This window comes from Pseudomonas sp. UV AK001 (assembly GCF_046097675.1).
Lineage (GTDB): Bacteria > Pseudomonadota > Gammaproteobacteria > Pseudomonadales > Pseudomonadaceae > Aquipseudomonas > Aquipseudomonas kribbensis.
In genome coordinates this window covers 992550-1005480 of the sequence record NZ_JBJUVZ010000001.1, presented here as the reverse complement: position 1 = coordinate 1005480, position 12931 = coordinate 992550, and the positions used below count along the sequence as shown (strand labels likewise).

At 59.5% G+C, this 12931-nt stretch carries 12 protein-coding genes; 4 read left to right on the top strand and 8 right to left on the bottom strand.

Annotated features, from left to right (window positions below; all coding sequences use genetic code 11):
• Positions 1-167: 167 nt before the first annotated feature.
• Together ACKLNA_RS04625 and ACKLNA_RS04620 are read right to left on the bottom strand one after the other, a co-directional pair.
• Entirely contained in the window at positions 168-1307 is a 1140-nt protein-coding gene (locus ACKLNA_RS04625) for a glycerate kinase (RefSeq protein WP_408985016.1), read from the bottom strand.
• A 91-nt stretch (positions 1308-1398) separates the two neighbouring features.
• Complete coding sequence (locus tag ACKLNA_RS04620; protein WP_305832820.1) at positions 1399-2523, bottom strand: sugar diacid recognition domain-containing protein; 1125 nt, start codon at positions 2521-2523, stop codon at positions 1399-1401.
• A 170-nt stretch (positions 2524-2693) separates the two neighbouring features.
• Here ACKLNA_RS04620 and ACKLNA_RS04615 point away from each other — a divergent pair, with 170 nt between their 5' ends.
• Positions 2694-4004, top strand: coding sequence for an MFS transporter (locus tag ACKLNA_RS04615; RefSeq protein WP_408985015.1), 1311 nt, complete (start codon positions 2694-2696; stop codon positions 4002-4004).
• A 63-nt stretch (positions 4005-4067) separates the two neighbouring features.
• Here the strand turns inward: ACKLNA_RS04615 and ACKLNA_RS04610 are convergent, their stop codons facing one another.
• Together ACKLNA_RS04610 and ACKLNA_RS04605 are read right to left on the bottom strand one after the other, a co-directional pair.
• Entirely contained in the window at positions 4068-4439 is a 372-nt protein-coding gene (locus tag ACKLNA_RS04610; protein ID WP_085710015.1) for a DUF6124 family protein, read from the bottom strand.
• A 351-nt stretch (positions 4440-4790) separates the two neighbouring features.
• Positions 4791-5156, bottom strand: a complete 366-nt coding sequence (locus ACKLNA_RS04605) for a hypothetical protein (RefSeq protein WP_408985014.1) — start codon at positions 5154-5156, stop codon at positions 4791-4793.
• 97 nt (positions 5157-5253) lie between these two features.
• On the opposite strand from ACKLNA_RS04605, the gene ACKLNA_RS04600 reads away from it, so the two are divergent.
• Positions 5254-6168, top strand: a complete 915-nt coding sequence (locus ACKLNA_RS04600) for a LysR family transcriptional regulator (RefSeq protein WP_408985013.1) — start codon at positions 5254-5256, stop codon at positions 6166-6168.
• Here the strand turns inward: ACKLNA_RS04600 and ACKLNA_RS04595 are convergent.
• Entirely contained in the window at positions 6159-7751 is a 1593-nt protein-coding gene (locus ACKLNA_RS04595) for an OTU domain-containing protein (RefSeq protein WP_408985012.1), read from the bottom strand. The two genes, ACKLNA_RS04600 and ACKLNA_RS04595, sit on opposite strands and share 10 nt — an antisense overlap.
• Positions 7752-7753: 2 nt before the next feature.
• On the bottom strand, positions 7754-8107 hold the full coding sequence (locus ACKLNA_RS04590; protein ID WP_408985011.1) for a hypothetical protein: 354 nt from the start codon (positions 8105-8107) through the stop codon (positions 7754-7756).
• 211 nt (positions 8108-8318) lie between these two features.
• Between ACKLNA_RS04590 and ACKLNA_RS04585 the strand changes: the two genes are divergently transcribed.
• Together ACKLNA_RS04585 and rarD are read left to right on the top strand one after the other, a co-directional pair.
• Complete coding sequence (locus tag ACKLNA_RS04585; protein ID WP_408985010.1) at positions 8319-9332, top strand: aldo/keto reductase; 1014 nt, start codon at positions 8319-8321, stop codon at positions 9330-9332.
• A gap of 312 nt (positions 9333-9644) precedes the next feature.
• A complete protein-coding gene (gene rarD, locus ACKLNA_RS04580) occupies positions 9645-10526 on the top strand; it encodes an EamA family transporter RarD (protein ID WP_134827061.1) in 882 nt (293 codons plus the stop codon).
• Positions 10527-10590: 64 nt separating this feature from the next.
• On the opposite strand, the gene hppD is transcribed toward rarD, so the two are convergent.
• Both hppD and ACKLNA_RS04570 read right to left on the bottom strand, forming a co-directional pair.
• Positions 10591-11667: a 4-hydroxyphenylpyruvate dioxygenase gene (gene hppD / locus ACKLNA_RS04575; RefSeq protein ID WP_085710021.1), complete on the bottom strand. Its 1077-nt coding sequence runs from the start codon at positions 11665-11667 to the stop codon at positions 10591-10593.
• 246 nt (positions 11668-11913) lie between these two features.
• Positions 11914-12861, bottom strand: a complete 948-nt coding sequence (locus tag ACKLNA_RS04570; protein ID WP_408985009.1) for a DMT family transporter — start codon at positions 12859-12861, stop codon at positions 11914-11916.
• Between the last annotated feature and the right edge of the window lie 70 nt (positions 12862-12931).

Sequence of the window (12931 nt, the reverse complement as noted above, 5' to 3'; positions counted from 1 at the left end):
GAGAGCGGGTTTCAGTCCGGCGTCACTGTGCTGGGAAATCTTCTGTGCGCCTGATCGCTGTATCGGCCAGGCTTTAGGAAGTTTGCGTGTAAAGAAGAAATATTTTTCAAAGTGTTGCGAGTGTTTCGCTATTGAAACACCCGACGTTTTAGATGATGGGTGACAGGTCAGGCCGGGGTTGCCATGCGCCAGACGCGGGCAATGTCCGTAGCACGTTCGCGCAACAGACGCGGCGCTTCGGCGCAGGCTTGTTCCAGAGTCATCGGGCCGCTGGTGACGGCGAATGCCGCATCGATGCCGTGCTCGTAGAGCGCCTGATAACCCTCGCCCAGAGTCCCGGCGATGACGATCACCGGTACGCAGTGTTGCTTGGCGATGTGCGCCACGCCGAACGGGGTTTTGCCGCGCAGGGTCTGGGCATCGAAGCGCCCTTCGCCGGTGATCACCAGATCCGCACCTTTTACGGCATCAGCCAGCCCGACCAGTTCCGCGACCACTTCGACCCCGGCCTGAAACCGTGCGCCGAGAAACGCCTTGGCCGCAAAACCCAGTCCACCTGCCGCACCGCTGCCCGGCTCGTCCCGAACATCCTTGCCCAGCGCTTGCGCGCAGAATTCAGCAAAGTGACCGAGGGCCTTATCCAGTTGCTGCACTTGCGCCGGGGATGCGCCTTTCTGCGGGCCGAAAATCGCCGAAGCGCCGTGGGGGCCGCACAGCGGATTGTTGACGTCGGCGGCGATGTCGAAACGCACCTGCGCCAGACGCGGGTCGAGTTCACTCAGGTCCAGACGTGCGAGTTGCGCCAGCGCCAGACCACCCGGCACCAGCGACTGCCCTTGAGCATCCAGCAGTTTCACACCCAGCGCCTGCATCGCGCCGGCGCCGCCGTCGTTGGTGGCACTGCCGCCGATGGCCAGAATCACCCGTTGTGCGCCAGCGTCCAGCGCGGCGCGGATCAGTTCACCGGTGCCGAACGTGCTGCTGATGCAGGCATCGCGCTGCCCCGGTGGCACCAGTTGCAGGCCGCTGGCCTCGGCCATTTCGATGATCGCGGTGTGGTTGTGCGGCAGCCAGCCCCACGCGGCTTCGACCGCCGCGCCCAACGGGCCACGCACGCGGGTGCGGCGCAACTCGCCTTCACAGGCGTCGAGAATCGACTCCACCGTCCCTTCGCCACCGTCGGCCATCGGGCATTTGACCAGTGTCGCCTGCGGCCAGACCTGCGCCAGTCCCAGGGCAATGGCTTCTGCAACGCCTTGGGCACTCAGGCTGTCCTTGAACGAATCGGGGGCGATGACGATTTTCATGCGAATTCTCCAGTTCCAATGCCCCTCATGCTGCCAGTCGCTTGAAACGTTGACGCCTGTCCGCTGCACAAGTGGCGCAGGCGTTTATTGTTCATTTCGACAAATCGTCAGTCTGCGGCAGCAATTGCACCCCGAGATACAGCGCCAGCATGCCGTCGAGCTTCAGCGGATCGACCCCGCTCAACTCGGCAATCCGCTCCATGCGGTAACGCAGGCTGTTGCGGTGAATCCCCAAGGCATCGGCGCAGGCCTGGCTCTGCCCGTCGTGATCGCACCAGCTGCGTAATGTTGCGAGCAACTGGCCGTTGCTGTCCTTGGCGATCACTTTGCGCAGCGGTTTGAGCAGTTCATCCAGCGCATCATCGTTGCGATGGCGCCAGAGCATCACCGGCAAACGATAGCGATTGAGGGTCAGCAGCCGTGAGTGCGGGAGCACTTCGCGGCCATAGGCGAGCAAGTCGCCGACCCGCCGATAGCACCGGCGCAGCCCGGTCAGCCCGTCGGCCTGACCGCCGACGGCGATGCGGAGGATGTTCCAGCCCAGGCCATCGAGTTTTTCCAGCAGGCGATCATGCTCGACGTTCTGGCTCGCCGGCCGGCACCACAGCAATGACGACTTGGCCGAACTCACGCACCAACTGTCCGGATAGCGCGACATCAGCCAGGCACTCAGCGCCTCGACGGTTTGCCCCGGCCCGTGCTCCAGGCCCAACTCAAACAGATACGGCACCCGCGTCAGTTGCGGCTTGAGCCCGAGTTGCTGGGCTTCATCCACCAGACGCGGCGAATCCCCTGCTTCACTCAACAGCAAGGCGAGCAAGTCATCGCAACGTTGCCGCCGCCATTGCTGCTCGGATTGCTGGTTGCGCTGGCCGACCAGCATTTCAGCGGTCATGCGCACCAGTTCGGCGTAAGTGCGCAGTTGTTCGGGCTCGCCAGTGATACCGAGCACACCGATCAAACGCTGATCGAGCAACAACGGCAGATTGATCCCCGGCTGCACGCCTTTCAAATGCACGGCGGTCTGCGCGTCGATCTCCACCACTCGCCCGTTGGCCAGCACCAGTTGCGCGCCTTCGTGACGGGTGTTGATCCGCTCCGGCTCGCCGCTGCCGAGGATCAGCCCCTGGCTGTCCATGACGTTGACGTTGTACGGCAAAATGGCCATGGCCCGGTCGACGATGTCCTGGGCGAGGTCGTGATCGAGTTCGAACATAAGGGGAAAATCCTTGAAAACAGGCGCGGACGGTTGTTCACCCGCACAGGGTCTGCCAGCAAACCCTGTGCTCAGGCACAAAGACAATCCGGCCAAAGGTGACCGAGACTCTCAGGGCGATCAACGTTACCCTTTGCATCGCAAAAAATCATAATAAAGAGAGAGCCGCCATGTCGCAGAGCGCCGCTGCCGCCCAGACCATCGCTGACGATAAAAATGCCGTCTACAAACGCATCACCCTGCGTTTGATTCCCTTCATCTTCATCTGCTACCTATTCAACTACCTCGACCGGGTCAACGTTGGATTCGCCAAACTGCAGATGCTCGACGCGCTGAAATTCAGCGAAACCGTGTACGGCCTCGGTGCCGGTATCTTCTTCATTGGCTACGTGCTGTGCGGCGTACCGAGCAACCTGGCGCTGACCAAATTCGGCCCACGGCGCTGGATCGCGCTGATGATGATCACCTGGGGCACGTTGTCGACTTGCCTGCTGTTCGTCACCACGCCGACTCAGTTCTACACCCTGCGCCTGTTCACTGGCGCCGCCGAAGCCGGGTTCTTCCCGGGCGTTGTGCTCTATCTCTCGCAGTGGTTCCCGACCTTCCGCCGTGGCCGGATCATGGCGCTGTTCATGTCGGCGATCCCGGTGTCCGGCCTGCTCGGCAGCCCGTTTTCCGGCTGGATCCTCAATCACTTCGCCGCAGGTCAGGGCGGCCTGGCCGGTTGGCAGTGGATGTTCCTGCTGCAAGGCATTCCGACTGTGATCCTCGGCGCACTCGCCTACTTCCTGCTTAGCGACAACTTCGCAGCTGCCAAATGGCTGACCCCGCACGAACGTTCGGTGCTGGAAGCCGATCAGGCGGAAGACTTGGCGAACAAACCGAAAACCACCTCCGACTCGCTGATCGCCGTGTTCAAGAACCCGGCGATCTGGGCCTTCGGCCTGATCTACTTCTGCATCCAGAGCGGCGTGTACGCGATCAACTTCTGGCTGCCGTCGATCATCAAAAACCTCGGCTTCAGCGACAACCTGGTGATTGGCTGGTTGAGCGCAATTCCTTATCTGCTGGCCGCCGTGTTCATGTTGGTAGTCGGTCGTTCGGCGGACTTGCGCAAAGAACGCCGCTGGCATTTGGTGGTGCCGATGTTGATGGGCGCTATCGGCCTGCTGATTGCGGTGAACTTCGCGGCGAATCCGGCGATTGCGATTCTCGGCCTGACCATCGCGACCATGGGCGCGCTGACCGGTTTGCCGATGTTCTGGCCGGTGCCGACCGCCATGCTGAGCGCAGGTGCTGCGGCGGGTGGTCTGGCGTTGATCAACTCCATGGGGCAGATGGCTGGATTCCTCAGTCCTTATCTGGTGGGTTGGGTCAAGGACAGCACCGGGTCGACTGATGTGGCGCTGTATCTGCTGGCGGGTGTGATTGTTGCCGGGAGTCTGCTGGCGTTGCGAATGACGCGGACGTTGCGGGCCTGATTATCGGCAGACACACAAAAACGGCCCATTTCGGGCCGTTTTTTATTGGCACTCTATGATCGCTCAGGGCCGGGCTTCAGCCGCCGTGTCCAGATTATCCAGCACCCGATTTACCGCCAGTTCCGCCAGCATGATCAGTTGCCCGATACCCAGCAGCACATGCCGCTGCGGCGCATCAATCATCCCGGCGAAATCGCTGGCCATGGTTTTGGCGGAGGTCAGGGTTTCGCAGGCGTCGGCCAACAGTTCTTCGCTTGGGATGCCGGGGGCGATGAGGTAGCGGGTGTTGGGTTTGAGCAGTGGTTTTCTGGGATGGAACGGGTTGAGGTAGTGATCGAGGGCGCGTTCGGCGGCTTCGTGGAATTTCTTGGAGTCGAGGGTTTCGTAGGGGGACGTTGAATCGGCTTCGGGTGGGTTGGGTGTTGGTTTGATCATGGCAAAACTCCTAAGGCGCTTATTGGAGCCACCACTCTCGCTACCAAACGATGGTGGTGGCCAGACGCAGGTTGGTAGACCGGGCCTTAGGAGAAACGGCGCACCCGAAGGTGCCCTGCGAATGACCACCATAAAACAGAGACAAAAGACTCTACAAAATGGAGCACTCTGCATTTAAAGACCCGGGCTACCAAACCCGATCGCTGTTCTTTTCAGCGACGGAATAACGATAAAACCCGGCCTAAAAGCGCACAAGCCGGCGGATTCTGGCTTAGTCGTAGGCAACGGCGCAAGGTTGTGTAGCCTGCGGTGCGTGTCTGGACGTGTCCTTTAAACGCCACGATTAAACGCTCACAAGATCCCCGTTTTTGCATCCAGCTCCAGCACCAATCCCCCCGGCATCTGAACAAAAATCTGCCAAACCCCATCCTTCGGCACCTGCGCCACCTGATACGGCAACCCACTGCCCTGCACCCGCTTCAAAACCACCGCCGCGTCTTCATCCGTACGAAACGCAATATGACTCAACGCCGCCTCCTCCAGCGCAGGCTGCTCAATCACATGCACCAACGCCTGCTCGTCCTGATACAACCACCGCCCCGGAAACGGAAACGGCGGCCGACGTCCCGGCGTCAATCCCAATAACCCGCCAAAAGCGTCCTGCAGCGCCTGCCCGTCAGCGGTGTTGAAGGCCAGATGATCGAATGTCCACGTCATGTCTGTCTCCTGCGGTTATTCAGGATTGCAGTATCTGCGCTTGCCAATCCCGGAAAAATCCCGCAAAACGCCAAGGATCTTCAACGGATTTTTACTAATGAGCTCGATCCTCGATCTGGAAATCTTTGTCCGCACCGCCGACTCCGGCAGCATTTCCGCCGCCGCCCGGGCGCTGGAGCTGACCCCGGCCGCCGCCAGCATCGCGCTGAAACGCCTGGAAACCCGCCTCGGCATCCGCCTCTTCGCCCGCTCGACCCGCAGCATGCGCCTGACCGAAGAAGGCCGGCGCTATCTGGAAAGCGTGCGTCTGGCGCTGGCCACCCTGGCCGAGGGCGAACAAGCGCTGAAGCAGCAGACCGAAGGCCTGAGCGGCGTGCTGCAACTGGCGGCGCCGTCGGACTTCGGGCGCAATGTGTTGCTGCCGTGGCTGGACGATTTCAAGCGCGAGCACCCGCATATTCAACTGCAATTGCTGCTGAACGACCGGCATGCGGATCTGTTTCGCGAGACGGTGGATGTGGCGCTGCGCTTTGGCGTTCCGAGTGATTCGACGCTGGTGGCGTTGCCGATTCTGCCTGAGCATCGCCGTGTCGCCTGCGCCAGTCCTGCGTATCTGGAGCGCCACGGCACGCCGCAAACCCCTGCCGAATTGAGCGAGCACAGCGCCCTGCTCTATCTGCGCAACGGTCGGCCGTACAACACCTGGCGTTTCCATCGCGAAGACGAAACGGTCGAGGTCGAAGTACGCGGCGACTACCTCAGCGACGACGGCGAAGTCGCCCGCCGTTGGGCGCTCGCCGGGCACGGCATCGCCTACAAGGCCTGGCTCGACGTAGCCGAAGATGTCCGCGCCGGGCGGCTGGTGACGCTGTTCGATGATTGGCGGGGTGAAAGCGTGCCATTCAATCTGCTGTGCCCGCACCGAGTGCAAGTCTCGGTGCGGGTCAAGGTGTTGCAGGCGTTCTTGCGGGTGCGTTGCCGAGCGCTCGAGATTGTCGAGAATCAGGGCTGACGCAAGCCATTGTAATGATTCAGTGGCCCGCCCCGCCCCTCTATCGAGCAGTAGTAAATATGGATGTCGTCGCCAGGCGGCACACCTCGATCGCCAGGCAATATGCTGAAGCTGGCCTGACCGTCTCGGTGAATCACGATAGCCCGATTGAGTTCCCGAGCCAGCGCATTCAGTTCCGGCTCCCCACCCCACAGAATATTTCCTTCCGTGTTCCGCAGATTGTTGACGTACTGATCCGGGTTCTCTTGATTCTCAATCAGACCCAGATTTTCGCTGATATGTCTGGCAGCCAGCTCGCGCAACTGGCTGGCGCTTTGGCCCACTCTGAGGCCGATAGCGGAAAACATACAGTGGCCATCATCGGCGACCCGCTCGACCAGCAAGCCATCGACCACGGGCGGATACCGTTCGGGATCGATTTTCCACTGTCTCTCCAGGTCGGCGAGCGTACCGAGAGTCAACGGGCCACCATGCTGGTAAAGCCCACACGGCACACGTACCTGATAGGACTTGTTTCCTTTGGTGAACGTCGCGTCCGTCGTCTTTTCAAGACATGCATGGGTATAAGCCGGGGCGCGGCCGAGCGCTTTGATCGCTTCGGGATCTTTTTTGCAGTACGCATCCCAGAGATGCGTTATGCAACTTGAAATCTTCGCCGTTGCGGCGTCATTAAGGCTCATTATTTTTTTGTCGGGGGAATCCACCGTGAAAGGATTGTCCTCGCAGGCTTCGACGGTGCTCAGCGTTTTGCCAAAAAAATATTTGACTTTGCGAAAGTTGGCAGTGAGATCGTTGTCGTCAGAGAGCAGCTTGAACACCAGTGGCGGTACCCGACTGACGCCGTGGGTAAAACAGGAACGATTGTTTTGCGTCACCAGAAACAGGCGATCTGGCGTGTCCCGATCCTTCTGCGCGACAGTGTCCGCCACCTTGATCAGGCACACGTTGAACTTGTACAGATGCCAGCTGTCGGCGTGATTTTCAGTGAGCCCTATCATCCCGGCCAGTACGGAGTTGCCAACCAGTGGTCCATGAGCAAACGCAGGGGTGAGTCCCAAATGGCTCGAATGCACCTGCATCTGATCGTCCATGCCAGAGAATTTTTTATCCCATATCCGCAATAGATAATTTTGAAACGCCTGGTGTGGTTGCCCTTGCAAGTTATGGCGCTTGATCGTCGCCATCAGGACCGCGATCGTGGTGCGCTCGATGATGGTGTGCAAGCGTTCAAATTCAGCTCGGGCCAACGCTACGTTGATGTATGTCCGCTTGTGGGCGTTTTCGTCAGTCCAGAGGCTTTCGACATCCTCGCCAGCCTTCTCTCCCTTCTTGGTCGGGGCTTTGTGGTGATTTTTCTTTTTCTCTGCTGCACCGCCAACCGGGTCCCTGGCATGACTGCAATGAAACTGCGTGTAGCTGTAAACAAGGTCATCGGTCCCCGGGAGGAGCATTTGTTCCAGTACGGTCAATGAATGCGCATTGTTGTCGTAAAGCGCGTTCACCTTGGCTCTATAGAGGCCCTCCAGTTCCATGGATTCCAGCAAATCGTAGTAACGTTTAAAGTTTTTGAGGAACTCCGACATCCCTATCCCTCCGAAGCAAACGTCAACACGGCCCGCAAGCCATCATTGAGATCATCGAAGGTATGACCGCTCGTAGCGAAGACCGCATCAATGGTCTCGGCATCGAAGCGGGAGTTCAGCTTCAACTGGCTTAACAGAAGTGTTTCCAGCACGGTCACGACCTCCACTTGTGAGGCGATCCCATGCGCGACAACGCGGGGCGTGAATTTTTCCACGAGGTGGATAACGTCTCGACGGCCACGCTGCGCGCAGCGGACCGGATGCTCCTGATGGAAAAACTCCACCACTGTCTCGCCGAACGCTTGCTGCTGTGCGCGTTCAAGCACTTCAATCTGCTCTTTTCGGATCTTGATCATGTTCAAAACTTCCCTGGATAAGACATGCGCGGCTCCCTGCTCACTGCTTGATGCTGATGATCAACGGTGCGGAGCATAGACAATCCGGATTGTTGTGCAGTGCAAGGTTTGAAATATTTCCGGGCGGGCATCACGTTCAGTCTTTCCCATTGCCCTTCGCGGCGCTTCTGGTATTTGATTAAGGCTTTCCCACCGACAAAAGGATTTCGGCATGAGCTATCGCACACTGGGTCACTCGGGGTTGCAGGTGTCCACCCTCACCCTCGGCACGATGATGTTCGGCGAACAGACCAGCGCGGAAGACTCGCTGCGCATCATCGACAAGGCCTGGGATCAGGGCATCAATTTCATCGACACCGCGGACGTCTACACCAACGGTCGTTCGGAAGAGATCGTCGGCGAGGCCATCGCCCGTCATCGTCATGAATGGGTGCTGGCAACCAAGGTCGGTTTCGGCCCGGTGGACGGCGTACCGAACCGCAGCGGTCTGAGCCGCAAGCACATCTTCAACGGTCTGGAGGCCAGCCTGACCCGACTCGGCACCGACTACCTCGACATCTATTACCTGCACCGCGAAGACCACAACACGCCGCTGGAAGTGACGATCTCGGCGATTGGCGATCTGATTCGCCAGGGCAAGATCCGTTATTGGGGCCTGTCGAACTATCGCGGGTGGCGAATCGCCGAGGTGATTCGCGTTGCGGACAAACTGGGTGTCGATCGCCCGGTGATCAGCCAGCCGCTGTACAACATCGTCAACCGTCAGGCCGAAACCGAGCAGATCACCGCCGCCCAGACTTACGGCCTCGGCGTCGTGCCTTACAGCCCGCTGGCCCGTGGCGTGCTCAGCGGCAAGTACGCGCCGGACGTAACCCCGGACGCCAACAGCCGTGCCGGGCGCCAGGACAAGCGGATTCTGGAGACTGAATGGCGCGTGGAGTCGTTGCGCATTGCCCAGCAGATTCAGCAATACACCAAGGAGCACGGGGTCGGGATTGTCGAATTTGCAATTGCCTGGGTGCTGAACAACGGCGCGGTAACGTCGGCGATTGTCGGGCCGCGCACTGAAGAACAGTGGGATGCGTACACCAAGGCGCAGGCGGTGAAAATTACAGCGGAGGATGAGGCGTTTATCGATTCGCTGGTGACACCGGGGCATGCGTCGACGCCGGGGTTTAATGATGTGAGCCATTTTGTGTCGGGGCGCAAACCGCGTCAGGCTTGAGATTGCTGCCCTCATCGGAACGCCGCCCGCCTAACCCTCTCCCGGAGGGAGAGGGAACCGATTGGGGAATATTGAAGCTAAGCTTTTGCCTGAAGCTTTCGTGGTGAATCCATAATCGACTGGCGTTTTCAGGTCGACGGATTTCCTGAGACACCTCGGTCGGCTCCCTCTCCCTCCGGGAGAGGGTTAGGCGGGCGGCGTTCCGATGAGGGAGCTTTTGATTGTTGGAAATATTGAGCACTCGACCAATATTCAGCACAAAAACCACGTATCCTGCGCGCCCCGTTTGACCATCACCCCCGCGAGGACAGTTTGTCTAAAGGTATCGCTCTCTCGGTAACAGCCTCGACGCTGTTTGCCGTCATGTATTACTACACCTCGTTGCTCACCCCGTTGAGCGGCGTGGAAATCTACGGTTGGCGGATGTTGCTGACCGTGCCCTGCATGACCGTTTTCATGTTGTTGTCCGGCGAATGGCGGCGAGTGCTGGAGCTGCTGCGCCGGATACCTGCGCTGCCGAAGCTGATCGGTGGCCTGATCCTGTCGTCCGCTTTGCTGGGCGTGCAGTTGTGGCTGTTCATGTGGGCGCCGCTCAATGGCTACAGCCTCGACGTATCGCTGGGCTACTTCCTGTTGCCGCTGGCCATGGTGCTGACCGGGCGCATCGCTTATGGCGAAAGCCTGTCGTACTTGCAGAAAGTCGCGGTGTTCTTTGCCAGCCTCGGCGTGTTGAACGAGCTGTATCAGGTCGGCGGGTTCTCCTGGGCGACGCTGGTGGTGGTCGTCGGCTACCCGTTGTATTTCGTACTGCGCAAATACCTGAAGACCGACAACCTCGGCGGCTTGTGGGTCGACATGACCCTGATGCTGCCGGTCGCGTACTGGTTTGTGCGCGGCGGCGAACAGGGTTTCGGCGTGTTCGATCAGTACCCGGCGCTGGCGTGGCTGATTCCGTTGCTCGGCCTGATCAGTGCGTCGGCGCTGGTGGTGTACATCATTGCCAGTCGTTTGCTGCCGTTCAGCCTGTTCGGCTTGTTGAGTTACGTTGAACCGGTGCTGTTGCTGGGTGTGGCGCTGCTGCTCGGCGAAAGCATCAAGCCTGGTGAATGGCTGACCTACATCCCGATCTGGCTTGCGGTGGTGGTGCTGGTGTTTGAAGGATTTAAACATCTGATGCGCCAGCGGCGCCCGTAAGACGCGCAATAAAAAGCCCGGCCTGCACAATTAATTGCAGGCCGGGCTTTTTTACATCTGCTGGTTACTCGGTGGCGAGTACGCCACGACGCACCTGGTCACGCTCGATCGATTCGAACAGTGCCTTGAAGTTACCCTCGCCGAAACCATCGTCGCCTTTACGCTGGATGAATTCGAAGAACACCGGGCCCATCAGGGTTTCCGAGAAGATCTGCAGCAGCAGACGCTTGTCGTCTTTGTCCGATGCGCCATCGAGCAGGATGCCGCGCGATTGCAGCTGATCGACCGGCTCGCCGTGGTTCGGCAGGCGGCCTTCGAGCATTTCGTAGTAGGTGTCCGGCGGCGCAGTCATGAAGCGCATGCCGATCTTCTTCAGCTGATCCCAGGTCTTGACCAGGTCGTCGGTGAGGAACGCCACGTGCTGGATGCCCTCGCCGTTGAACTGCATCAGGAACTCTTCGATCTGCCCGGCGCCCTTCGACGATTCTTCGTTGAGCGGGATGCGGATCATGCCGTCCGGCGCGGTCATCGCTTTCGAGGTCAGGCCGGTGTATTCGCCCTTGATGTCGAAGTAACGGATCTCGCGGAAGTTGAACAGCTTCTCGTAGAAGTTCGCCCAGTAGGCCATGCGGCCGCGATACACGTTGTGGGTCAGGTGGTCGATGATCTTCAGGCCGGCACCGACCGGGTTGCGGTCAACACCTTCCAGGAACACGAAGTCGATGTCATAGATCGAGCTGCCTTCGCCGAAACGGTCGATCAGGTACAGCGGCGCGCCGCCAATGCCTTTGATCGCCGGCAGGTTCAGTTCCATCGGGCCGGTTTCGATGTGGATCGGCTGGGCGCCGAGTTCCAGCGCGCGGTTGTAGGCCTTCTGCGAATCCTTGACCCGGAACGCCATGCCGCAAACGGACGGACCGTGTTCAGCCGCGAAGTACGAAGCGACGCTGTGGGGTTCGTTGTTGAGGATCAGGTTGATCGCGCCCTGGCGATACAGGTGCACGTTCTTGGAACGGTGGGTCGCGACCTTGGTGAAGCCCATGATCTCGAAGATCGGCTCCAGGGTGCCAGGTGTCGGCGATGCGAACTCGATGAACTCGAAGCCCATCAGGCCCATTGGGTTTTCGTATAAATCTGCCATGGTTGGCGCCTCATCATTCTTATCAATTAACCAGAGTTATTTGTCAGTAATGCTGAGACCGGTGGGTGGCGCACAGGAGATGCCACGCACACTGCGGGCGAGGAAGTCACCGTAGATCAGTTGAAACCCGAATATCTTCATTGTCGACCCAAGGCTCTTGCGGGCGAGGCTTCTGCTGCCAGAAGACGATTATTATTGTATGCGTAACCCGATTCTACACAGCGTAAATAGGGTTGTCTGCCCTCTCTATAAAATCCGCTTTTTTCGGCCCGGTGCAAGGGGTTTGTTGCACAGCCAGATGCCCGCCAGAATCAGCACGCCGCCCAGGCACATGGGCAGCGTCAGTTGCTCGCCCAGCAGGGCGGCGCCAGCCAGCACGGCGGTCAGCGGGTTAAGCGCAATGAACACGCCGGAGCGGGTCGCGCCGATTTTGCGGATGCCGTCGTAATAACCGATGTAGGCCAAGGCCGAGCCCAACACCCCGAGATAGATCAGGCTCAGCCACTGCGTCATCCCGAGACCGGCCACCGCCGCCCCGCTCACTTCGCCGCGAACGACGGCCAGCGCCCAGAGCATCAGCGTGCCCAGCAGAATCGAAAAGGTCACCGTCTGCAACGGCCCTATGCTCTGGTTGAGGCGGCGGGAAAACAGCGAATACACACCCCAGCTCAACACGCATCCGAAAATCAGCAGATCGCCGATCCACGCGTCCGGCGTCGCAGCCAGCAGTTGCGGATTACGGCTGACGATCACCACACCGGCGCCGCCGATGCAGATCAGGATCCCGATGACTTTCAATCGACTCAGACGCTCCTTGAACAACAGCCAGGATGCCAGGCCGATCACCGCCGGATTCAACGCAACGATCAGCGAGGCCCGCGATGCGTTGATGTATTGCAGGCCGTAAAAGAAGCACAGGTTGTAGAAGAAAATCCCGAAGAACCCCAGCAATGCCAGTTGCAGCCATTGCCCCGCATTCGGCCTTGCAAGGGGAATTCGCGCCAGCCACAAAAAACCGAGCAACGCGACGCTGGCCAGCAAGAACCGAAGGCTGGCAGCGAGGATCGGACTCAGGCTGCCGGCGAGAAGCCGCCCGGCCACCCAGGTCCCGCCCCAGATCATGCTGACCATGGCGAGGTTCAGATAGACGGGCATGTCCGAGGCCACCGGACGGATTGATTCATGACTATTCATAACGCGCTCGACGACGAAACTGACGGATGCCGTATCATTCGAGTCATTGTCGATCATCGTAAAATGAGCT